This is a genomic window from Spiroplasma endosymbiont of Polydrusus pterygomalis, from assembly GCF_964030825.1.
GTDB lineage: Bacteria > Bacillota_I > Bacilli_A > Mycoplasmatales > VBWQ01 > Spiroplasma_E.
Genome location: NZ_OZ034964.1, coordinates 1,255,963 through 1,278,374, shown reverse-complemented (window position 1 = coordinate 1,278,374; position 22,412 = coordinate 1,255,963). Strand labels below are relative to the sequence as shown.

The 22,412-nt window shown below is 28.7% G+C and carries 36 protein-coding genes and 1 pseudogene; 35 read left to right on the top strand and 2 right to left on the bottom strand.

The window, feature by feature from the left end; all coding sequences use genetic code 4:
- Positions 1–43 precede the first annotated feature (43 nt).
- A complete protein-coding gene (pepF, locus tag ACQH25_RS06410; RefSeq protein ID WP_425381177.1) occupies positions 44–1,882 on the bottom strand; it encodes an oligoendopeptidase F in 1,839 nt (612 codons plus the stop codon).
- A gap of 150 nt (positions 1,883–2,032) precedes the next feature.
- Between pepF and ACQH25_RS06405 the strand changes: the two genes are divergently transcribed.
- Positions 2,033–3,427, top strand: a complete 1,395-nt coding sequence (locus ACQH25_RS06405; RefSeq protein WP_425381176.1) for a M17 family metallopeptidase — start codon at positions 2,033–2,035, stop codon at positions 3,425–3,427.
- 128 nt (positions 3,428–3,555) lie between these two features.
- Here the strand turns inward: ACQH25_RS06405 and ACQH25_RS06400 are convergent, their stop codons facing one another.
- Entirely contained in the window at positions 3,556–5,142 is a 1,587-nt protein-coding gene (locus tag ACQH25_RS06400) for a hypothetical protein (RefSeq protein WP_425381175.1), read from the bottom strand.
- Between the two features lie 469 nt (positions 5,143–5,611).
- Here ACQH25_RS06400 and rpsJ point away from each other — a divergent pair.
- The 34 genes and pseudogenes from rpsJ to ACQH25_RS06230 form a co-directional block, all read left to right on the top strand.
- Positions 5,612–5,914: pseudogene (gene rpsJ, locus ACQH25_RS06395) on the top strand (30S ribosomal protein S10); the annotation flags it as partial.
- A gap of 121 nt (positions 5,915–6,035) precedes the next feature.
- Positions 6,036–6,728 carry a 50S ribosomal protein L3 gene (gene rplC / locus ACQH25_RS06390; RefSeq protein WP_425381174.1) on the top strand — a complete coding sequence of 231 codons (693 nt, stop codon included), beginning with the start codon at positions 6,036–6,038 and terminating at the stop codon, positions 6,726–6,728.
- Positions 6,729–6,751: 23 nt separating this feature from the next.
- Positions 6,752–7,381, top strand: a complete 630-nt coding sequence (gene rplD, locus ACQH25_RS06385) for a 50S ribosomal protein L4 (protein WP_425381173.1) — start codon at positions 6,752–6,754, stop codon at positions 7,379–7,381.
- A 1-nt stretch (position 7,382) separates the two neighbouring features.
- Positions 7,383–7,676, top strand: coding sequence for a 50S ribosomal protein L23 (rplW, locus tag ACQH25_RS06380; protein ID WP_425381172.1), 294 nt, complete (start codon positions 7,383–7,385; stop codon positions 7,674–7,676).
- Positions 7,677–7,700: 24 nt separating this feature from the next.
- Positions 7,701–8,570: a 50S ribosomal protein L2 gene (gene rplB / locus ACQH25_RS06375; protein WP_425381171.1), complete on the top strand. Its 870-nt coding sequence runs from the start codon at positions 7,701–7,703 to the stop codon at positions 8,568–8,570.
- A 14-nt stretch (positions 8,571–8,584) separates the two neighbouring features.
- Positions 8,585–8,857, top strand: a complete 273-nt coding sequence (gene rpsS, locus ACQH25_RS06370; RefSeq protein ID WP_425381170.1) for a 30S ribosomal protein S19 — start codon at positions 8,585–8,587, stop codon at positions 8,855–8,857.
- A gap of 12 nt (positions 8,858–8,869) precedes the next feature.
- Entirely contained in the window at positions 8,870–9,202 is a 333-nt protein-coding gene (rplV, locus tag ACQH25_RS06365; RefSeq protein WP_425381169.1) for a 50S ribosomal protein L22, read from the top strand.
- A gap of 16 nt (positions 9,203–9,218) precedes the next feature.
- Positions 9,219–9,962, top strand: a complete 744-nt coding sequence (rpsC, locus tag ACQH25_RS06360) for a 30S ribosomal protein S3 (protein WP_425381168.1) — start codon at positions 9,219–9,221, stop codon at positions 9,960–9,962.
- A 1-nt stretch (position 9,963) separates the two neighbouring features.
- Positions 9,964–10,449, top strand: a complete 486-nt coding sequence (gene rplP, locus ACQH25_RS06355) for a 50S ribosomal protein L16 (RefSeq protein ID WP_425381167.1) — start codon at positions 9,964–9,966, stop codon at positions 10,447–10,449.
- On the top strand, positions 10,430–10,924 hold the full coding sequence (gene rpmC / locus ACQH25_RS06350) for a 50S ribosomal protein L29 (protein WP_425381166.1): 495 nt from the start codon (positions 10,430–10,432) through the stop codon (positions 10,922–10,924). Before rplP ends, rpmC begins: the two co-directional genes overlap by 20 nt.
- Positions 10,924–11,193 carry a 30S ribosomal protein S17 gene (gene rpsQ, locus ACQH25_RS06345; RefSeq protein ID WP_425381165.1) on the top strand — a complete coding sequence of 90 codons (270 nt, stop codon included), beginning with the start codon at positions 10,924–10,926 and terminating at the stop codon, positions 11,191–11,193. The genes rpmC and rpsQ overlap by 1 nt, the downstream gene beginning before the upstream one ends.
- Before the next feature lie 15 nt (positions 11,194–11,208).
- Entirely contained in the window at positions 11,209–11,577 is a 369-nt protein-coding gene (gene rplN / locus ACQH25_RS06340) for a 50S ribosomal protein L14 (RefSeq protein ID WP_425381164.1), read from the top strand.
- Positions 11,578–11,590: 13 nt separating this feature from the next.
- Positions 11,591–11,938, top strand: a complete 348-nt coding sequence (rplX, locus tag ACQH25_RS06335; RefSeq protein ID WP_425381163.1) for a 50S ribosomal protein L24 — start codon at positions 11,591–11,593, stop codon at positions 11,936–11,938.
- Between the two features lie 21 nt (positions 11,939–11,959).
- Entirely contained in the window at positions 11,960–12,517 is a 558-nt protein-coding gene (rplE, locus tag ACQH25_RS06330) for a 50S ribosomal protein L5 (RefSeq protein ID WP_425381162.1), read from the top strand.
- A 1-nt stretch (position 12,518) separates the two neighbouring features.
- On the top strand, positions 12,519–12,704 hold the full coding sequence (locus ACQH25_RS06325; RefSeq protein ID WP_174480921.1) for a type Z 30S ribosomal protein S14: 186 nt from the start codon (positions 12,519–12,521) through the stop codon (positions 12,702–12,704).
- Positions 12,705–12,717: 13 nt separating this feature from the next.
- A complete protein-coding gene (gene rpsH / locus ACQH25_RS06320) occupies positions 12,718–13,122 on the top strand; it encodes a 30S ribosomal protein S8 (protein WP_425381161.1) in 405 nt (134 codons plus the stop codon).
- Positions 13,123–13,134: 12 nt separating this feature from the next.
- Complete coding sequence (gene rplF / locus ACQH25_RS06315) at positions 13,135–13,689, top strand: 50S ribosomal protein L6 (RefSeq protein ID WP_425381160.1); 555 nt, start codon at positions 13,135–13,137, stop codon at positions 13,687–13,689.
- A gap of 29 nt (positions 13,690–13,718) precedes the next feature.
- Positions 13,719–14,069, top strand: coding sequence for a 50S ribosomal protein L18 (gene rplR / locus ACQH25_RS06310; RefSeq protein ID WP_425381159.1), 351 nt, complete (start codon positions 13,719–13,721; stop codon positions 14,067–14,069).
- 17 nt (positions 14,070–14,086) lie between these two features.
- Positions 14,087–14,785, top strand: a complete 699-nt coding sequence (gene rpsE, locus ACQH25_RS06305) for a 30S ribosomal protein S5 (protein WP_425381158.1) — start codon at positions 14,087–14,089, stop codon at positions 14,783–14,785.
- 9 nt (positions 14,786–14,794) lie between these two features.
- Positions 14,795–15,238, top strand: a complete 444-nt coding sequence (gene rplO, locus ACQH25_RS06300) for a 50S ribosomal protein L15 (protein WP_425381157.1) — start codon at positions 14,795–14,797, stop codon at positions 15,236–15,238.
- Complete coding sequence (secY, locus tag ACQH25_RS06295; RefSeq protein WP_425381156.1) at positions 15,239–16,597, top strand: preprotein translocase subunit SecY; 1,359 nt, start codon at positions 15,239–15,241, stop codon at positions 16,595–16,597. It begins immediately after the preceding gene.
- A 9-nt stretch (positions 16,598–16,606) separates the two neighbouring features.
- Positions 16,607–17,272: an adenylate kinase gene (locus ACQH25_RS06290; protein ID WP_425381155.1), complete on the top strand. Its 666-nt coding sequence runs from the start codon at positions 16,607–16,609 to the stop codon at positions 17,270–17,272.
- Entirely contained in the window at positions 17,265–17,510 is a 246-nt protein-coding gene (locus ACQH25_RS06285; RefSeq protein WP_425381154.1) for a M24 family metallopeptidase, read from the top strand. The genes ACQH25_RS06290 and ACQH25_RS06285 overlap by 8 nt, the downstream gene beginning before the upstream one ends.
- Positions 17,511–17,525: 15 nt before the next feature.
- Positions 17,526–18,305 carry a type I methionyl aminopeptidase gene (gene map, locus ACQH25_RS06280; protein WP_425381153.1) on the top strand — a complete coding sequence of 260 codons (780 nt, stop codon included), beginning with the start codon at positions 17,526–17,528 and terminating at the stop codon, positions 18,303–18,305.
- Between the two features lie 3 nt (positions 18,306–18,308).
- Complete coding sequence (infA, locus tag ACQH25_RS06275) at positions 18,309–18,632, top strand: translation initiation factor IF-1 (protein WP_425381152.1); 324 nt, start codon at positions 18,309–18,311, stop codon at positions 18,630–18,632.
- 21 nt (positions 18,633–18,653) lie between these two features.
- The gene (gene rpmJ, locus ACQH25_RS06270) at positions 18,654–18,767 is read left to right on the top strand and encodes a 50S ribosomal protein L36 (protein WP_425381151.1); all 114 of its coding nucleotides are present in this window, start codon (positions 18,654–18,656) and stop codon (positions 18,765–18,767) included.
- 22 nt (positions 18,768–18,789) lie between these two features.
- Positions 18,790–19,188: a 30S ribosomal protein S13 gene (gene rpsM / locus ACQH25_RS06265; RefSeq protein ID WP_425381150.1), complete on the top strand. Its 399-nt coding sequence runs from the start codon at positions 18,790–18,792 to the stop codon at positions 19,186–19,188.
- A gap of 15 nt (positions 19,189–19,203) precedes the next feature.
- Positions 19,204–19,596 (top strand): 30S ribosomal protein S11, encoded by a 393-nt coding sequence (gene rpsK / locus ACQH25_RS06260; protein ID WP_425381149.1) that lies wholly within the window; start codon positions 19,204–19,206, stop codon positions 19,594–19,596.
- An 18-nt stretch (positions 19,597–19,614) separates the two neighbouring features.
- Positions 19,615–20,583 (top strand): DNA-directed RNA polymerase subunit alpha, encoded by a 969-nt coding sequence (locus ACQH25_RS06255; protein WP_425381148.1) that lies wholly within the window; start codon positions 19,615–19,617, stop codon positions 20,581–20,583.
- Positions 20,584–20,602: 19 nt separating this feature from the next.
- Positions 20,603–20,968 carry a 50S ribosomal protein L17 gene (gene rplQ, locus ACQH25_RS06250; protein WP_425381147.1) on the top strand — a complete coding sequence of 122 codons (366 nt, stop codon included), beginning with the start codon at positions 20,603–20,605 and terminating at the stop codon, positions 20,966–20,968.
- 202 nt (positions 20,969–21,170) lie between these two features.
- Complete coding sequence (locus tag ACQH25_RS06245) at positions 21,171–21,431, top strand: hypothetical protein (protein ID WP_425381146.1); 261 nt, start codon at positions 21,171–21,173, stop codon at positions 21,429–21,431.
- Positions 21,406–21,552, top strand: a complete 147-nt coding sequence (locus ACQH25_RS06240; protein ID WP_425381145.1) for a hypothetical protein — start codon at positions 21,406–21,408, stop codon at positions 21,550–21,552. Before ACQH25_RS06245 ends, ACQH25_RS06240 begins: the two co-directional genes overlap by 26 nt.
- Positions 21,553–21,580: 28 nt before the next feature.
- Positions 21,581–21,727, top strand: coding sequence for an AAA family ATPase (locus tag ACQH25_RS06235; protein ID WP_425381144.1), 147 nt, complete (start codon positions 21,581–21,583; stop codon positions 21,725–21,727).
- On the top strand, positions 21,717–22,001 hold the full coding sequence (locus ACQH25_RS06230) for a hypothetical protein (RefSeq protein ID WP_425381143.1): 285 nt from the start codon (positions 21,717–21,719) through the stop codon (positions 21,999–22,001). Before ACQH25_RS06235 ends, ACQH25_RS06230 begins: the two co-directional genes overlap by 11 nt.
- The last annotated feature ends 411 nt before the right edge of the window (positions 22,002–22,412 follow it).

Genomic DNA, 22,412 nt, shown 5'->3' with positions numbered 1-22,412 from the left:
TTGATTAAAACACCATTAGTATTATATATTATTTTTTTAAAAGTTAATTATCTTTATTAGTAATTAATGTTGCTAACTGATTAATCATTTTTTGTAAGTTATTAAGCAGTGGGTTATAAACATCAATTTGTGTTAAATCAACGCCAGCATCTTTTAAAATATCTAGTGGATATTTGCTACCACCAGCTTTTAAAAAGTTAAGTAAATTTTCTTTTTTACCATTTTTAACATCTTCATAAAGTTTATAGGAAACAGTAATTGAAGTAGCATATTTATAAACATAATACGGTGAATGGAAAAAATGAGAAATGCGTGGTCATGAATATCCTTTTACTTTTTCATCATATTTATCTAATGCTTTTTGTCCATATTTATTAGCTATTTTTTCAAATAAATCAGCTAGAATATCAGCATTTAGTGGTGTTTCTTTTTCCATTAATTTATGTGCTTCTCATTCAAATTCAGCAAATTGAATTTGACGAAAGAAAGTACCAATTACAGTTTCAATGTGGGTTTGTAGTAAGTAAATCCGATCTTGCTTATTAGTAGCATTATTGTATAAATAATCAAAAACTAAATGTTCATTAACTGTTGAAGCAACTTCTGCTAAAATAATTGGATAATCAGTATTGGGATATTTTTGGTATTTTTCTACAAATAAGGTATGAACAGAGTGTCCTAATTCATGAGCTAATGTGTTAAGTGAGTTAAGAGTATCATCTCAATTCATTAAAATTATTGGTTCGACACCATTACCACCAGTTGAATAAGCACCAGTTCGTTTATTAGTATCTTCATAGTAATCAATTCTACCTGGTAATAACGCTAAATTTAATTGTTGTAGATACTCATCACCTAAAATGTTTAGAATTTTTTTAACTGCCATAATTCCTTCTTCAACACTGATTTTTTTAGTTGGTAATGTTGACATTTTTAGATTAGTATCACTACCATAGAATTTTTTAAATTTAAAAAATTGATGTTTTAAATTATAAAACTGTTCTACTAAAATAGCATGTTTTTGTCCAGTTTTTACTAAATTTTCATATAGTACTAATGGCACATCATCACCTAATAAACTATACTCTAAGGTGGTTAGATGTTTACTTTTATCTTTTTCTTTATCATTATTACGAATTTTTATTTCTTCAATGGCAATTTTAATAATACTTTCATAAACTTGTGCTAATGAATGTTTTTTATTTTTAATATCTTCGTAAAATTTCTTTGTAACATCAACTCTTAATTGTTGATCTTTGATTGGATCACTGTTTTCTAAAATGTTTAAATATAAAGTTTGTGTTAATTCTTGTTCTTTATTTTGATAGTTAAACATTGTTTTTTCCTTATCGGCATAAACTAAAGTATCGTATAAACCACTAACAGCATTTCTTGACTTGCTGACTTTACTTAGTAAAGTTTCATCATGTTCATTTAAAATAAATTTTTCAAATTTAAAAAAAACTTCCATATCATGATGATATTCTGTTAGTGATGAGTCGTTAGCAATTCAATTTTTAATTGTACTAAAACCAATCTTTTTAATTTCTGGTTGAATTCATGCCAATTTTTCTGCTAGTTTGCTTTGTTGGGTTGTAAATAAACTAGATAATTGTTGTAATTCTAGATTAGTTTGGTCTAAATCTCCATAGTGTAAATATTGAACAAGTTTTGATCCTAACATTGCAATTTGTTTGCTAATTGTTAAGTATTTTTTAAAATTATTAATATTATTTAATTTTCCTTTTAAAGTTAAAAGTTGTTCAGCAAATTTGTTAAATTCAGATAATGCTTTTTTTCAAGATTCATTATTAGCAAATAAATGTTTAAAGTCCCAACAGTATTTTTTTTTATTTTTTTCATTTAATTGTGAACGCTTCATCGTTTTTTCTCCATTCTATGGTAATATTACAATACAATAATAATACAATAATATTGTTTAACTTATCTATTTTTGTGTAATTTTCGAAAATATTAATTTATAGATATTATAATTGTAATTATTTTAATATTACCATTTAGGAGTGAAAATATGGATAAAAATGTTTTGTTTAACATTAGTGATAAATCTCAATTAAAATTAAAATTAACAGCAGTTTTTGCTGACAAAGTTATACATGAATTGGTTGTTAAAGAAAAGAACAAATTAACATTAATTTCTGAAAATAAAACTTATTACGTATATTTAGGTGATAGTAAGAGTTTAACTCGTAATGATGTTTATAATTTTTTTGTTGCTTTTAGCAAAAGTAATAATCAAGATTTGGATATTGATGTTAAATCTTTTGTCACTAATAATTTTGATGAAAGTGTCCTTTTACAAATTATTTATGAAGCATTATGATTTGGTAGTTGTCAAGAGTATACTTTAAAAAGTAAAAATAAGGAAGCAAAAAAAGTTAAATATAATATTGTTTCAACAGCAAAGTTTCCTAGTTATACTTCGCAGCAACAAATTGAAATTCAAGGTGAGAGTATTAATTTAGCACGTAATTTACAAGATATGCCACCTAATTTGTTATATCCTGAAATTTTTGCTAAAAAAATTCAAGATGCGGCGAAAGCAATTAAAAATTTATCAATCAAAATTTTAGAACAAAAAGAAATAACTGATTTGAATATGAACTTATTATTAGCAGTTAATGCTGGTAGTCATTATGAGGCACGTGTTGTTGTTTTAGAATATAAAGGTGATCAGCAACATGCTGATGATATTTTAGGCCTAGTTGGTAAAGGTATTACTTTTGATAGTGGTGGTTATTCATTAAAACCTGCTTCAGCTATGAAGGGGATGAAATTTGATATGTCAGGTGCCGCTAGTGTTTGTAGTGCTGCTATTGCTGCTGCCAAACTACAATTAAAATTAAACTTTGTTGCTATTGCTTGTTTAACCGAAAATAAAATTGGAGGCAATGCTACTTTAGTTGAAACAGTTTTTCCTTCAATGAATGGGAAGACGGTTGAAGTTAATAATACTGATGCTGAAGGAAGATTAGTATTAGCAGATGGTATCACTTATGCTTTACGGAAAGGAAAAGCAAATCGCATTATTGAACTATCAACTTTAACTGGTGCCATGTTAGTGGCCTTAGGTAGTTATATGACTGGTGCTTTTGCTACTGATGATAAATTATTTAATGATTTTAACTTAGCCTCTCAACAAACTAATGAAGAAATTTGAAGAATGCCAATTCATCAACAAAATATTTTAAATATGCGTTCATCTAAAATAGCTGATTTAAGTAATTTATCTAAAGATCCATATGGTGGTTCATCAAATGCTGCTGCCTTTTTAACAGAATTTAGTGAAGATAAACCATTTTTACATTTAGATATTGCTGGAACTGCTTATAAACAGGACCGTGGTATGGGTGTCTTAATTAAAACATTAGTTCAGTATATGAAAAATTATAGTATAAGTAAATAAGCAACAAAAGTAATATTTATCCCTTTATTAATAGTTAGTGAAGTAAAATAAAAATAAAGTTTCAATTAACATTAGTATGTCAATTGAAACTTTTATTATATAAAATTAAATAGTATTAGTATATTTAATTAATTTATATTGATAAAGTATTTGTTTATATTTTTTTGTAGTACCATTACTAATGGTGGTAATTTAGTGTTATTTATTTCATTAATATCTAGTATCATTTCTGTATTGAGAATATCACTTAACTTAGTATTTATTTTTGTTAATAGGTTAGTATTTATATCAATTTTTTGATAATAATTTTGAACGATTTTCCTTAATTGTTGTTCAGTAATGATTGTATTAGATTCAGATATTGCTGAATTTGGACAAAGAAATTGATAATATTTTTTAGGAAAACTACATATATAATTTAATGCTTGATAAGGGTAGGTAGTTTTAAATTTTTTTCAACAAAGGTCAGTGATAGTAAGTTTAAATGAAAAACCAATTTGTGCTATGATTGCAGTTATTATATTTTCTTTAGTTACTAGTAATTTTAAATTATTTATAAAGTCCACTTTTTTATTAGCAGCAATTTGTGCACTAATAATATAAAAATAATTATCAAGTGCTATTGAAGATAGTGTTGATATTAATCAACTAAAAAAATATTTAATATTTTCATAAACAGTAGCATTATAAATGCTAGGATTTGCAATTACTATTTCTAAAATTTTTTCGATTTCATTTAAATTATAATCTAATTTTATAATATTTGTATCATATCATATTTTTATTAATTTTATTTTGTTATATTCTGCTTCAATATCAGCTTCAGTAATATCGATTTTATTAATTAACTTTTTTCTTCATTTTCATAGTAATAACTGTTTAACATTATTTAATCCATTTTCGAATAGATTAAATTTTAATTTAAAAATAATTAATGCTGAAAAAGAAATAATAATCGTTGGTAACGAAGTAAAAGTTTTAATAAAAGATAATAGATTTAAAGGTAAATCATTGGCGATATCGTTTTTGATGATATTGATACTACTAGCAAAAGCGACTCCAGCAGTTAAAGTGGTAACAGTAGTAATAATCTTTATTAATTCATTAGTAACTAATGAATATATATTTCGTGAGTTATCAATATTTTCTTCATAAGTTAATATTGTTTCATTTTTAGGAATATTATTTAAAAGAGTTTCAAACTTGACAACTAGTTGTTGTTGTAAGTTGTGAAACTCTTTCATTTGTGCTGTTAGTGTAATTTTATTTGCTTCAAGAAGATTAATTTTATTTTTAATTTCTTCAAAATTAAGTTTAGTTTCTGAAGTAGTATTGATAAATATTTTCCTTTTTAATTTATTTCATAATTGATAAAATAAAGTTTTTTTAAATTGATTATTTCCAAAATTTATTAAGCATTTTTTTAAAAATGAAATAAATAATGAGATAGTAGTAGTTACTAGTATTTCTCATTTGATTATAGTAACATATGCTTTTTCAAAATCAATATCTTGATTACTATTCGCTTGAACACCAATAACATTTAAAGTAGCAAGGATGAAAATTGCTGCTGATATTCATAGTGAAGCTAGAGTTAAGTATTTAATTTCTTGATAAAAGTCAATAGTTCAAGCTTTAATTATTTGCTTTCATTTATTAGTAGTATTCACTAATGGTAATAACGATGTTTTTTCTGTTAATAATAATGATGGCATTAGTAGTTCTCCTTAATTGTTTAAAATTTTATTAATCTTGTTAGTAAAACTAAATAACATCAAAAATGTTTTATTAAAAATATTACTTTTCTAATAAAATATTGTAACAATATTTATCTTCAATTGTTATTTATGATTAAATATTTTTTAAGAAGTAATAATTCCTTGCTTGATAAAATAAATAGTAGTTGTTAAATGTTAGAAATGTTAGTTTTAAAAAAGTGAAAATTACTCAAAATAGAATATTTCCAATTCAATTTTTATTAATTTTTTGACTTTAATATTTTTATTGTTTATCTTTAAAATTTTTTATTTTTTTTGTATTTTGCTATTCCCTTTTACTAGTACACTATGTTATACTTACATAGCGTGGTTGTTATGCATAAATGCTGATACACTGATATCAGTTGTCATTATATCACATGTTTTGTTCTTTATTTATTAAATCGTTCTAAGGAGGATATAGCCAATGGCAATCATAGGAGACAAAGTAAAAATTCGTTTAGAAAGTTATGATCATTCAGCTATTGACCAAATTGCACAAAAAATTAAAGATGTGCTAAAAAAAGAAGGTGCTGAAGTAGTAGGGCCAATTCCATTACCAACTGATAAAGAAATTTTCACTATTCTTCGTTCACCACATAAACATAAAGATTCACGTGAACAATTTGAAAAGAAAACTCATAAAAGAGTTATTGGTGCACAATTATCACCAAAATCTTTGAATGCATTAAGTGGAATTACTATTCCAAATAGTGTTAGTATCTCTTTGATAATTGAATCGAAAGATGAAAAAAAATCAACTTTAAATCAAGCATCAAAAAAGATTAATAAAAAAAATCGTAAAAATGGATAAATATTAATTATTTACAATATATTCCAAGGAGGAAAATATGAAAGGAATCTTAGGTAAGAAACTAGGAATGTCACAAGTTTTCTTAAACAACGGGCAACTAGTTCCAGTAACAATTATTGAAGTACAACCAAATGTAGTAAGTCAAGTTAAAACAAATGTAAAAGATAAATATAATAGTTTACAACTTGCAGCTTTTGATCTTCGTGTTACTTTATCAAACAAACCAACAATCGGACATTTTAAAAAAGCCGACAGTCAACCTAAGCGCTTCGTGAAAGAAATTCGTAACATGAACGGCTTTAATCATAAAGATCTTATTAATGTTGCTGACGTATTCACAGCAGGTGAGTTCGTTGATGTCCAAGGAACTTCTAAAGGTAAAGGATTTACGGGTCGCATTAAACGTCACAATCAATCACGTGGTCCAATGGGACATGGGTCAGGTTTACATCGGCAAATGGGATCAACAGGTTCTATTAATGCTAACCGCGTGTTTAAGTCACAACCAATGCCAGGGCAGATGGGAAATGTGACACGAAGTGTTGCTAACTTAGAAGTTATTAAAATAGATAAGGAAAATAATTATCTTTTAGTAAAAGGTTCAGTTCCAGGACCAAAACAAGGATTGCTTGTTATTAAACAAGCAGTTAAAAAACCAATTCTCAAAACTCCAGTATCATTAGTTGTTAGAAATCAAGAAACGACAACCAAAGTTACTGCTGGTCAATAAAGTTAATTATGGAGGATAGCAAAATGAAAATTAATGTTGTTAACAACGCTGGAACAAAAGTTAGCGAATTAACTTTAAACGAAAAAATTTGAGGAATTGAACCCCACAAGCAAGCACAATTTGATAGTTTATTAAGTTATAATGCTACAAAACGCCAGGGAACCCACGCTGTTAAAAGTCGTGCCGAAGTTGCTGGTGGTGGCAGAAAGCCATGAAAACAAAAAGGAACAGGGAATGCCCGCCAAGGATCAATTCGTTCACCACAATGAAAAGGTGGAGGTGTTGTTTTTGGACCAAATACTGAACGTAATTATTTAATTGGATTACCAAAAAAAGTAAGAAGATTAGCAATAAAATCAGCATTAGCTGCCAAATTTCAAGCTAAAAATATAGTTGTCATTGATGAGCTAAACTTTGAAAAACCTTCAACTAAAATCATGTTAGAAACTTTGAAAGTTTTAGAATTAGCAAATAATAAAACATTAATTGTTTCAGGAACAAGTAATAAAGAAACAGTTATCAAATCAAGTCGCAATTTACCTAGAACAACAACTATTGTTGCTAATAGTATTAATATTTACGATTTATTAAATGCAAAAAAAGTATTATTTACTACTGAAGCAATTAAAATCGTTGAGGAGGCTTTAATTTAATATGCATTTAAGTGAAGTTATAGTGAAACCAGTATTAACTGAAAAGACTTATAAACAAATGGCTATCGGTATTTATACATTTACTGTTAACCGTAAGGCTAATAAAAGTCACGTTAAAAAAGCTTTTGAACAAATTTTTGAAGTTAAAGTAGCAGATGTTAATATTATTAATAGTAAACCAAAAACAAAAACTGTTGGTCGATTTATTGGTAAAACATCAGCAGTAAAAAAAGCTCTTATTAAATTAGCTCCTGGTGAACAACTAAGTTTGTTTAGTTCTGAAGAACAAAGCTAATGAGTTTGGAAGGAGAAAAAAACAATGGCAATTAGAAAAATTAATCCCACTACTGCTGGAAGACGTAATATGACTGTTCTTGATTATAAACAAAACTTAACTATTGGTAATAACCCTGAAAAATCTTTATTAGTTAACTTAGTTAAACAAGGTGGTCGCAACAACCAAGGTAAAATTACAGTAAGACATCAAGGTAATGGTCATAAAGCTAAATACCGTATTATTGATTTTAAACGTAATAAAGATAATATCATTGCAACAGTTAAAACTATTGAATATGATCCAAACCGTAATGCTAATATTTGTCTGCTTTCTTATCTTGATGGTGAAAAACGTTATATTTTAGCACCAAAAGGAATTAAGGTAGGAGATAAGCTATTAAGTGGTGAAAGCAGTGATAGTGATATTGTTAAAGTTGATATTACTATTGGTAACTGTTTACCATTATCACAAATTCCCCAAGGAACAGTTGTTCATAATGTTGAATTAAAACCAGGTAAGGGTGGACAAATGGCACGTAGTGCTGGTAGTAGTGTGCAAATTCTTGGTCGTGATGAAACTGCTAAGTACACATTATTAAAACTAACATCAGGTGAAGTGAGAAAAGTACTAAGTAATTGTCGAGCGACAATTGGTACTGTTGGCAATGATGATCATAACTTAGTAAATATTGGTAAAGCAGGAAGAAATCGTTGAAAAGGAATTAGACCTACTGTTCGTGGTAGTGTTATGAATCCAAACGATCACCCACATGGTGGAGGAGAAGGCAAAGCACCAATTGGAAGAAAAGCACCAGTAACACCATGAGGTAAAAAAGCATTAGGTTTAAAAACTCGTGATAACAAAAAAGCTTCGAATAAATTAATTGTACGAAGAAGAAATGCAACAAAGTAGGAGGAGAATAATATATGTCAAGATCTTTAAAAAAAGGACATTTTGCTGATAGTCATTTATTAAACAAAGTGGAAATTCAAATCAAAAACAAATCAAAAAAAATTATTCAAACTTGATCTCGTCGTTCAACAATTTTCCCACAATTTGTTGGACTTACTTTTGGTGTATATAATGGCAAAACCCATTTACCTGTTTATGTAACAGAAGATATGGTTGGTCACAAATTAGGAGAATTCGCACCCACACGTAAATTTGGTGGGCACGGTTCTGACAAGAAAAAGCGTTAGGAGATAGAAATTATGGAAGCAAAAGCTCATTTAGAGAAATTACGCATTAGTCCAAGAAAAGTGCGTTTAGTAGCCGATTTAGTTCGTGATAATGCTGTTAGCAAAGCTCTAGTAATTCTAGCTCATGAAAAAAAACGCGCCGTGCAACCAATTATCAAATTAATTAATTCAGCAGTTGCTAATGCTGCTAATAATTATGGAATGGAAGCTAATAAATTACGTATTAAAGAAATATTTGTAAATGAAGGTCCAACTATGAAAAGATTTATGCCCCGTGCTCATGGTCGAGCATATCAAATCTTAAAAAGAACAAGTAAAATCACTATTGTGGTTAGCGATAATTAGGAGGTAAATAAGTAATATGGGTCACAAAGTTAGTCCAAATGGATTACGATATGGTATCAATAAAGATTGACAATCACGTTGATATGCAACTACTAATGAAGATTTAGCAAAATGAATTTTAGAAGATCATAAAATTAGAAAAGCATTGTTTGCACATTTAAAAACTTCTGGTGTTTCTAAAATTGAAATTGAAAGAACTAAATCACAAATTACTTTATTTATCCACTGTGTTCGTGTTGGTTCAGTTTTAGGGCAAGGTGGTTCCAACATTGAAGTATTAACAAAACTAGTTCGTAAAACGATTAAAAATCGTAAAATAGGGATTAGAATTAATGTTATTGAAATTAAAAATCCTGATATTGATGCACAAATAATTGCTAATACCTTAGCACAACAAATAAGTAATCGTATGTCACATCGAACAACACAAAAATTGGCAATTCGTAAAGCACTTCGTGCTGGAGCAAAAGGAATTAAAACTCGTGTTTCAGGAAGACTTGGCGAAGCAGATATGGCTCGCGTTGAAGGTTATTCAGAAAGTAGTGTTCCTTTAGCAACATTACGTAGTAATATTGACTATGCTACTGCTGAGGCAAAAACAACTTTTGGTCAAATCGGAATTAAAGTTTGAGTATATAAAGGTGAAATTTTATCAGGAACTGATGCAACACAGCCGGAAATTATTTCAAAATATAATCAAAGAAGTAGTAATAATCGTCGAAATAACTATTCACAACAACCACGTAAGGAGGTAAAGTAAGATGGCTATCCCCAAGAGATATAAACATTCTTGCGTTCACCGCTTGAGTTATGAAGGTACTGCCAAGGGTTGTAAAACAGTTGATTTTGGAACTTATGGACTTCGTGCTGAAGAAGGTTCTTATATTACTGAAAGACAAATTGAAGCAGCCAGAGTAGCGATGACACGTTATATGAAACGTGGTGGGAAAGTTTGAATTAGAATCTTTCCACAGTTACCAATTACTAGAAAACCAGCAGAAGTACGTATGGGTTCAGGAAAAGGTTCAATTGATCATTGAGTCGCAGTAGTAAAGGCAAAAACAGTTATGTTTGAAGTATCATATCCTAATGAAGCAACAGCACGTGAGGCATTACGTCTTGCCATGCACAAATTGCCAATCAAGTGTAAGATCATTACTAGAGAAATCAAACCAACAGAAGAAGTAAAGGTTGCTAAAAATTTAACAACAGAATTGGGTGAAGCAAATGGAAATGCAAGTAATTAAAAATAAATCAACTTTAGAATTACAACAACATGAAGAAACTCTTCGTGCACAATTGTTTGCTTTACGAATTCAAAGTTCGTTAGGTAAACTAGAAACTCCACATATGATAAATAATCTTCGTAAAGATATTGCTCGTATTAAGACTGAACTAAGTATTAGAATTAAAAATGGTGAAAAAATAAAACCATTACCTATTAATAAGATGGTATTACCAGAAGAAAAAAAAGAAGTTAAAAAAGCTAAAAAAGTTACTAAAGTTGATAAAAAAGATAAAGTTAAATCAATGACTAAATCAGAAGTTAATGCAGCAGATAAAGATGATCAAAAAGTAGTTACTGGAAAAACAACTAAACCAAAATTATCAGCAAAAGAAGTTAAAAAAGTTGTTACTACTAAAGCAAATAAAGCAGAATCGCCATCTAAAAAATCGACAGTTAAGAAAACTGTTACACCAGCTAAGGAGGACAAAGAATAATGACAAACAAACAATATAAGACTTTTATTGGAACTGTAAGTTCTAACAAAAATGATAAAACAATTACTGTTGTTGTTGAAACTTCAAAACGACATCCAATGTACCATAAAAGTTTTAAATCAACTAAAAAGTATCATGCCCATGATGAAACTAACCAAGCTAAAATTGGCGATAAAGTTGAAATTATTTCAACTCGTCCACTTTCAGCGCTAAAACGCTTCCGTTTGTTAAAGATTATTGAATCTAAAACAACTAAAAAGCTTAATTAACCAGGAGGATAAAAGATGTTACAAAATCTATCGTGAGCCAATGTGGCTGACAACACTGGTATTAAAGAAGTAATGGTTATTAGAGTTTTGGGTGGTAGTACTAAAAAATCTGCTAAAATTGGTGATATTGTTGTTTGCTCAGCAAAATCAGTAACTCCCAATAGTGCAATGAAAAAAGGACAAGTTGTGAAAGCTGTTGTTGTTCGTAGTAAATTTGGTGTCAAGCGTAATGATGGTTCTTGTGTAAAATTTGATGATAATGCAGTAGTAATTATTAAAGAAGATAAAACACCACGTGGTACTAGAGTATTTGGTGTTTTGGCTCGTGAGGTTAAAGAACGTGGTTATCATAAGATTGCTTCTTTAGCAGAAGAAATTGTTTAGGAGGATGAAGTAAATGGCAAGCAAAAAGAAACCAGTTATTAGTCTTGATACTAAATTAAAAAGAGGCGACCAAGTTAAAATCATTGCAGGTAAGCATAAAGGTCATACTGGACCAATTATCGAAGTCCTTCGTGAAAAAAATCGTGTTATTATTGAAGGTATTAGTACTAAGAAAAATAAAAAACCTACACAAAATGATCAAGAAGGTGGCATTGTGGAAATAAAAGCTAGTGTTCACATTTCTAATGTTATGATTCTTGATGGTAAAAAAGATAAGAAAGTAACAAAAATTGGGTACAAAATTGATAAAGATGGCAAAAAAATTCGTATTGCACGAAGATCTGAAACAGAATTACGATAACAAAGGAGTAACAGCATAAAAATGAATCGTTTACAAGAAAAATATAATAAAACTATTATTCCCCAATTGCAAAAAGAATTAAATTTTACATCAATAATGCAAGTACCCAAAATTGAAAAAATTGTCATTAATATTGGTGTTGGTGATGCAAGTGGTAATCCGAAAGCCATTGATAAATCAGTATCTGAATTATCAAAAATTACTGGTCAAAAACCAATTATTACCAAAGCAAAAAAATCAATTGCTGGTTTTAAGTTAAGAGCAGGAATGCCAATTGGTTGTAAAGTTACATTACGTGGTGAAAAAATGTATGATTTCCTTGATAAATTAATTTCAATTTCTTTACCAAGAATTCGTGATTTCCAAGGGTTATCATTCAAAGCATTTGATCAAAATGGTAACTATACTGTTGGTATCAAAGAACAAATTATTTTTCCTGAAATTAATTATGAAGAAGTAGATAAAGTTCGTGGTATGGAAATTTCAATTGTTACCACAACATCAGATAATGCAGTAGCATTACTCTTATTAAAAAAAATAGGATTACCATTTAAAAAACAAGGAAAGCAGGTGGCATAAAATGGCAAAAACTTCATTAAAAGTAAGACAAGCTCGTAAATCAAAGTTTAGTACGCAAGCATATACACGCTGTCAAAAGTGTGGCCGTCCTCATGCGGTTATTCGTAAATTTATGTTATGCCGTATTTGCTTTCGTGGTTTAGTATACCAAGGACAAATTCCTGGTATTAGAAAAGCATCATGATAGGAGGTATATAATTATGATGACAGATCCAATAAGTAATATTTTAACAGTTATTCGTAATGCTATTACTGCTGCTGATAGTAGTAAACATCGAGTAGTTAGTGTACCTTCTTCAAAACAACTAGTTAAGATAGCAGATATTTTACAAAAAAATGGTTATATTGAGAAATATCGCGTTACTAAGGAAAATCCTAGTAGACCTAAATTAGAACTATTATTAGTTCATACTGGTAAAAGTCCAATTCTTGGTTTAAAAAGAATATCTAAACCAGGATTAAGAATGTATGTAAAATGTGAAAACTTACCAAGTGTGTTAAATGGTTATGGTATTGCCATCGTTTCAACATCAAAAGGTATTATGACAAATAAACAAGCAAAAAAACTTGGTCTTGGTGGCGAAGTTCTTGCTTATGTATGATAAGGAGGAAACTATATGTCACGTATTGGTAACCGTATCCTTACCATTCCAGCAAATACTTCAATAACATTAGAAGCAAATAATTTGCTAACTGTTACAGGAACAAAAGGTTCTTTAAAAAAACTATTACCGAATGTTATTAAGATTAATGTTGATAAAGATAAAAATATTATTAGCATAGTAAGACCTGATGATAACAAAAAAAGTAAACAACTTCATGGTACAACCAATTCATTAATTAATGGTATGTTAACTGGTACATCAACAGGTTTTATCAAAGAATTAGAAATTAATGGTGTTGGATATCGTGCTGTTGTCCAAGGTAATATCTTAAATTTAACATTAGGATATTCGCACTCAATTAAATTTGAAATTCCACAAGGGATTACTATTGTTGCTCCCAAACCAACAGTATTACAAGTTAGTGGTATTGATAAACAATTAGTTGGTGAAGTAGCAGCTAAAATTCGTAAGTTCCGTGAACCAGAACCATATAAAGGTAAAGGAATTAAGTATAAAAATGAACACATTCGTCGTAAGGAAGGAAAAGCTGCTGGTAAAGGTAAATAATCTGATACTAGCACTTAAGGAGAATAGAAATGATTAAAAAACAACAAGCTCGTAAAGTTCGTCATTATCGTATTCGTAGTAAAATTACGGGTACTAGTGAAAGACCACGCTTAAATATCTTTAAATCTAATAATAGTTTTTATGCTCAAATTATTGACGATACTGCTTCAAATACAATTATTGGCATATCAACATTAACATTTAAAGATTTAACATCAACAAGTAATATCGAAGCTGCTATTAAACTTGGAGAAACAATAGCAAATTTAGCTAGTAAGAAAAAAATTAAAAAAGTGGTTTTTGATCGTGGTGGATATTTATATCATGGTAAAGTGAAAGCATTCGCACAAGCAGCGCGTAGTGCTGGATTAGAATTCTAAAAAGGAGAATAAAGAGTATGAGTTTAGAAAATAAAACAACAACTATTGATGATAAAGTAAATTCTGAAATTAAATCAACAGTAAAATTTTCTGTTAAAACAGAAAAAAATACTGCTGGTAATGAAAATAAACTTAGAAATGCTAATTCATCACAACCAAGAAATAACTACGATAAAAAAGAAAATAAAATTCGTGAACCACGTAAAAACTTTGAACGTAAACCAAAAACTCCAAGTGATTTTATTGAAAAAGTAATTTGAATTAGAAAAATTAATAAAGTAACAACTGGAGGAAGAAGATTACGTTTCTCGGCTGCTGTTGCTATTGGTAATGGTAAAGGTGTCGTTGGTCTAGGAATATCAAAAGCTAATGAAGTTCCTGATGCCATTAAAAAAGCAATTGAAGCTGCTCACAAAAATTTAACAACAATTACGATAACTAAAAATAATAATTCTATTGTTCATGAAGTGAGAGGAAAGTATTGTGGTAGTGAAATTTTATTAAAACCTGCTAAAGAAGGAATTGGGATTAAAGCTGGTGGATCTGCTCGTGATATTTTGGAATTAGCTGGTATCCATAATATTTATTCAAAAGCATTTCGATCAAAAAATAAAATTAACTTAGCTAGAGCAACAATTACCGGTCTTAGCAGTGTTAAACCAGCAGAATATTTTATTAAAAATAAAAATCTTACTACTAAACGTAGTAATGGTTAGAGGTGAATTATGGAAACAACATTACATAGCTTAAAACCAACACCAGGTTCTCGTAAAGATATTAAACGTTTAGGACGAGGAACTTCATCTGGCAAAGGTAAAACTGCTGGTAAAGGGACAAAAGGACAAAATGCCCGTACTGGTGGTGGGACAAGACCTGGATTTGAAGGAGGACAAACACCACTATACCGTCGTATTTCAAAACGGGGATTTACTAACTTTACTACAACTCACTATAGTATTATTAACTTAGAACAAATTGAATTAATTAACGAGCATGAAATAACACCTCAACTTTTATTTCAATTAAAATTAATTAAAAATAAAACTAATGGCATTAAAGTTCTTGGTCGCGGAAAATTAACAACACCAAAAACAATAACAGCTCATAAATTTTCAAAATCAGCAATTTCTGCTATTGAACAAGCCGGAGGAAAAGCGCAGGTGATCTAAGTGTTCACAACAACTCGTGAATTAATAAAAAAATATAAAGAAGTTATCATTAGGATTTTATTTACCATTTTTATTTTATTTATCTTTCGTGTTGGTGCCTTTATTACCGTTCCGGGAGTAACTTTAAATGAAGATTTTAATAATAGTAATAGTAGTGGTATTGAATTCTTTAATTTAATTTCAATGTTAGGTGGTGGTGCTATTAGCAGATTTTCTATCTTTGCCCTTGGCGTATCACCTTACATTACTGCTTCAATTATTGTGCAGTTATTATCAATCGATGTTGTTCCAACTTTAACAAGATGGGCTAAGTCAGGAGAAAAAGGTAAGAAAAAATTAGAATTAATGAATCGGGTATTAACAGTTCCCTTTGCTATTATGCAAGGTTTTGCTACCATCTTTGGTTTACAATCACAACATATTATTAATGTTGATTGAAATTCAGGATCAGGAGCAGCTGGACCAGCAGCCTTTTATTATATATTAATTCCCACTATTTTATTAGCAGGAACAATGCTATCATTATGAATGGCTGATCAGATTACTAATCGTGGTATTGGTAATGGTATTTCATTAATTATTTTTGGTGGGATTGCTGCTAATTTGCCATTTAATTTAGCATCAACCTTTAAATATTGAGTGGGACCAGATACTAATAATGGTGTTATTTTTCAGGGTGCACTAAAATTTGCGCTTTATTTTGTAGCCTTTTTATTAATCATTCTTGTTGTTGTATTTTTTAGTGAATCAGAGCGACATTTACCAATTCAACAAACTGGTAGTGGACTAACATTAAAAGGTGATAAAAGTTCTTACTTGCCATTAAAAGTTAATTCAGCAGGAGTAATTCCTGTTATCTTCTCTTCGGCACTAATTACGGCACCAATGACAGTGGCGCAAATTGTTGACCAAAATAGTGGTTTTGCTACTTTTGCTAGAAACTATTTATCTTTACAGTCATGACCAGGAATTAGTATTTTTGCAATAATGACAATTATGTTTACTTTCTTATACGCACAGGTACAAATCAATCCTGAACAAATGGCGAAGAATTTTCAAAAGTCAGGAACTTATATCCTTGGTATCCAACCAGGGAAAGAAACAGAAGTTTATATTAAAAGAATGTTAAATCGTTTGAGTACGATTGGTTCCTTTTTCTTAACTGCTGTAGCAATAACACCATTTTTAATTTCTAAATTTACTAATTTACCTTCTTCATTAGCAGTTGGTGGAACTGGATTAATAATTATGGTCGGTGTCGCATTAGATACAACAAAACAAATTAAAGGGCGAATTACTCAACATTCATTTTTAAATTATAAAGAAAAGAAAGATGTTAAGGAACACTTATGGTCTTAGGGAGCAATAATGAATTTAATTATTTTAGGCCCACCAGGGTCGGGAAAAGGTACTCAATCGCAATTTTTAAAAGAACAATACAAGTTAAAACATTTATCAACTGGTGATCTGTTTCGCGATGAGATCATGAAACAATCACCAATCGGTAAAAAAGCGCAAGCTTATGTTGATAAAGGTCAATATGTTCCTGATGAAATTATCAATCAAATTATTAGTAATACTTTAAAAAATATTAAACATGATTTTATTCTTGATGGTTATCCAAGAACAATATCACAAGCAGCATGATTAGATAAAGTATTAGCAAGTTTAAACGAAACAATTTCAGTGGTATTATATTTAGATATTGATGAAGAAATAGTTATTAAACGATTATCTTCAAGAATTACTTGTCCGCAATGTAAAACAATTTATAATCTTAATTTCTTACCACCAAAGGTTACTGGTATTTGTGATAACGATGGAGTAAAATTAATCAAACGAATTGATGACAGTGATAAAAACACGATTATTAATCGTTTAAAAACTTACAAAGTAGCAACGGCACCATTAGTAGCATCTTACCAAGCACGTGGATTGTTAAGAACAGTGGATACCAATCAAGATAATAGTAGTATTAAAAAACAAATTAATTCATACTTATTATCATTAAAAGGAAATAAAAACAATGATTAGCATTAAAAGTCAAACTGAAATTCAAAATATTAAAGCTGCTAGCCGAGTGGTAGCACTTATTCATAAAGAATTAGCAAAATTAATAAATGTTCGGATAACAGGTAAAATGCTTGATAAAGTGGCAGCACAAATTATTAAAGAAAATAATGCCACACCTTCTTTTTTAAATTATCATGGTTTTCCTGCCACAATTTGTGTTTCAGTTAATGAACAATTAATTCATACTTATTATCATTAAAAGGAAATAAAAACAATGATTAGCATTAAAAGTCAAACTGAAATTCAAAATATTAAAGCTGCTAGCCGAGTGGTAGCACTTATTCATAAAGAATTAGCAAAATTAATAAATGTTGGGATAACAGGTAAAATGCTTGATAAAGTGGCAGCACAAATTATTAAAGAAAATAATGCCACACCTTCTTTTTTAAATTATCATGGTTTTCCTGCCACAATTTGTGTTTCAGTTAATGAACAATTAATTCATGGCATTCCTAATAATAAACCTTTTAAAATGAATGATATTGTGAAAATTGATGCTGGCGCAGCTATTAATGGTTATCATGCTGATGCTGCATTTACCATTTGTGTTGGTAATAAGCCAACACCAGCACAAGCAAAACTTATTAATGTAACTAAAGAATCATTAAATAAAGCAATAGCAATTATTGCACCAGGAGTTAGAATTGGTGATATTAGTAACACTATTCAAACTTATGTCGAAAGCGAAGGCTTTTATTTACCAACATCATATACTGGGCATGGTATTGGTAAAAAACTCCACGAAGACCCAGCTATTCCCAACGTTGGTAAACCTAACAGTGGAATAAAATTACAAGCCGGAATGACAATTTGTATTGAGCCAATGGTGCAAATGACAACTGATAAAATTCTGGTTTTAAATGATAAGTGAACAGTAGTTGCTGCTGATAACCAACAAACTGCTCATTTTGAACACACGATCCTAGTAACTGATAATGGCTGTCAAGCATTAACAATACTTAGTGAAAATCAAAAAAATAATGAGGTGATGTAATTAATGGCTAAACCAAAACAACAAGTAGTAAAATCTAAAGTTCAAAAAGCAAAAAAACCTAATGATAAAACTATTGAATGTGAAGGAGTAGTAATAGAAGTGTTACCTAATGCTCGCTTTATAGTAAAGTTAAACGATTTTGACTTTACTGCTACTGTTAAGCCATCAGGTCGTATGCAAACACATAAAATTAAAATTATCAAAGGTGATCATGTAAAAGTTGAATTATCAACCTATGATCTAACGCAAGGACGAATTACCTTTCGCAATCGAACAGCACCACATTTACCAATCAATAATAATGGTGATGATAAATCAAAAAACTAATATTTTAGTAGGAGGAAAATGATGAAAGTACAACCATCAGTTAAAAAAATTTGTGATAAATGTCAACCAATCAAACGTAAAAAATGTAATCGAATCATTTGTGAAAATCCTAAACATAAACAACGTCAAGGGTAGATATTAAGGAGGAAAAATAAATATGACATCAAATATTAACAATGCGAGTCGAAGAATTGCTCAAGTAAATATTCCAGGAAATCAACACACAGTAATCGGTTTAACAAAAATTTATGGAATTGGTCGTAGCAGTTCTTCAAAAATATTAAAAGAATTAAAAATTGAAGAATCTAAAAAAATCAATGAATTAACTGAAAAAGAATTAAGTTCAATTAGTCAATTAATTGAAAAAAAATATAAAACTGAAGGTGAACTAAAACGTGAAGTTTCTTTAAACATTAAAAGATTAATGGAAATTGGATGTTATCGTGGTATTCGCCATCGTAAAGGTTTACCAGTTAGAGGACAATCAACAAAAACTAATGCCAGAACTTGCAAGGGACCACGTAAAACGGTTGCTAACAAGAAAAAAGCTAGTTAATTAGGAGGAAAAATAATGAATATAAAAACAACAGTAAAGAAAAAAATTAAAGTTAATCCTAATTTTGTTAAAGCAAAAGTATTTATTAAAGCAAGTTTTAATAATACTATTATTACTATTACTGACCTTAATGGTAATGTTATTACTTGATCAAGTGCTGGTGCCGTAGGTTTTAAAGGAACTCGTAAATCAACTCCCCATTCAGCACAATTAGCAGCAGAAGCTGCCGGTAGAACTGCAATGGAACATGGAGCTAAAATCTTAAGTGTTTTTGTTAATGGAACAGGTCCAGGAAGAGAACCATCAATTCGTAGTTTACAAGCAATAGGTTTTGAAATCAAAGATTTAAATGATGTGACTCCAATCCCACATAATGGTTGTCGTCCACCAAAAAAACCAAGAAAATAAAGTAGGTGAAAATAAAATATGGAACAACAATTTTTAAAACCAAAATTTAGTTTAAACAGTGAAAATAGTGCTACAAATTATAGTGAATTTATTGTTAGTCAGTTAGAACGTGGTTATGGCACAACTTTAGCTAATGCTTTGCGAAGAACATTATTATCTTCAGTGCCAGGGATTTCTGTATATGCAATTAGAATAAGTGGTGTATCACATGAATTTACTGCAATTAAAGGTGTAATTGAAAATGTTTCTGAAATCATTTTGAATGTTAAGGATTTAGTTTTAGCTTTTGATGGTGACATTCAAAAAGATGAAAAAATTGCTAATTTAAAAATTAGTATTAGTGGTGAACAAGATATTACCGCTGGTGATATTATTTGCCCAACTGATGTGCGAGTAGTTAATCCAGAGTTAATTATTGCTCGCACAACTTCAAGAAATGTTCTGTTTGAAATGGAATTAATGGTAAAAAAATCTCGTGGTTATTCTTCATTTGAAGAAAACAAAAAAGAAATTGCTAATAGTTCAGGTATTATTGCTATTGATTCAAATTTTTCACCTGTTGAAAAAGTTGATTATAAAATTGAACCAGTAACTAAAACATTAAAAGGTGTTGAGTACGAGAAATTAATCCTTGGTGTGCAAACTAATGGTTCAGTTAAAGCAGCATCAGCTATTGCTATGGCAGCTAAAATTTTAATAAGTCATATTGAATTTTTTGTTAATTTAGATGATAATGTTAAAAATTTTGAAGTTATTTCAATTGCTAATGAACAAGAAAATAATGATCTAAATAAAGCTTTAGAAGAATTAAATTTAACTGTTCGTTCATATAATTGTTTAAAACGTGATGGTTATAAAACTTTGGGTGATATTGTAAGTAAAAGTTTAGATGAAATTAAGCAAATTAAACACTTAGGGTCAAAATCGATTAAAGAAATTGAAGATTGTGTAGCAAAGCATAATTTAGAATTTTCTATTAAAAACTAACAAGGAGGATTAAGACAAAATGTCATATATTAACGATATCGGAAGAAATAGTGCTAAAGTTGATGCTGAAATCCGTAATTTAGCAAGTGAATTAATTGTTCATGGCAAATTAGTTTTGTTAGAAAAAAGAGCAAAAAGATTACAAACATTTATTGAACCATTAGTAACATTAGCGAAACGTGGTGATTTACATTCACGAAGAATAGCAATTGCTAAATTGCGCAAAGTAGCAACTAAAGAATATCCAAAAGATGGTGTTATTCCAACACTATTTGGTAATATTGCTGAAAGATATAAAGACCGTAAAGGTGGATATACAAAGTTAATTAAAGTAGATAATAGAACTGGTGATAATGCACCGATGGTATTAATTACTTTTGTGTAATTACTTTTGTGTCATTGAAAGTATTAACATAAGAAAAAAATAAAAAGAGAAAACATTTTTATGTTTTCTCTTTTTTGTCTCATTTTTAAATAAATTTTAATATTTTACTGATAATAAATACTTATTTTTTTTAATTTTGTCCCAAAAATAAAAATATATATTCTAATTTTACTAGAATTAAGAAAAGAGGACATTTGATAAAATGAAAAAAGTAATTATTGATATAATTGAAACAGCAGTAAATTTAAATAGAGGAACAGTTATAGAATTAGTAAAAAAACTTGCAATTGAATTAAAAAAAGAAGGTAAAATAAAAGATGCTGATTATATTACTTCTATTATTGGTAATACATCAACTGTGTCAATTAATTCAATTAATAATGAATATTTAGTTATTAAAAAAGCAGAATTATCAAATAACTTTATTTGAGAAAATTATGAACCGTTACAAAAAAATGATTAATTTTTTGGGAGATCATAATAAAATTGCCAAAATTGGAGTAATTAATATCTTAATTACTGGTCATCCTGGAACAGGAAAAACATCATTTGTAAATAAATGATATTGCAAAATCGCTTGATAAAAAATTATTTTCAATTAGTGCTTCAAATTTGATTTCTCATAAATTAGGTGAAAATCAAAAAAATCTTCAAAAATTATTAATAGATATTAGAAAAAATTATATAAATTCTATTTTTATCATTGATGAGTTTGATTCTCTTATTGGTTCTAGAAAAAGAGAAATAAATGATGAATAGCAAAGAATGATTGGGACATTTAATATGATTTTGGATTCATTACCAAAAGGAACAAATTTTATTTGCAATTTCTAATCAAGTTAATTCTATAGATTTAGCAACTTTAAGACGATTTAATGTCAATATTAAGATGAATAATATTAGTTTAGAAATTTTTGAAAAAGAGTTATTTTCTTTAGCTATTTTAAATAAATTTAATTTTGAAAAGGAAACATGTCATAAAATTTTAGTTTATAAAAAAGTTATTCCGCAAGAAATTGAACTCGATATTTAGACAAAATATAATTTAAGTAACTTTATTTTTAGTTAAGATGTAAGTTTTGGTAAAAATTTAATGTTATGTTTTTTATTATACTCTTTAAAAAAATATAATACACTACACTAATAGCGTAAAATAATCATTATTGATACATAGGATATATAGTTTGCTATAATTTTTCTAAACTTAATATAAGTTTTTAACTCATTATTTTATAAAAAGTAAATGAGTTTTTATTTTTTAAAAGAGGAGAAATTAAAAAATATGAAGCACAAAAACAAAATTTAATAGAAAAAATAAGATAAATTCAAATTTAAAAAATTAAAACCTTATACCAAGTATTAATAGACAAAATTCACCAAAAATATAAGGATAACTAAAATAGTTATTATTTTTGATGATTATTTTCAAGTTAAATTTTTAAAT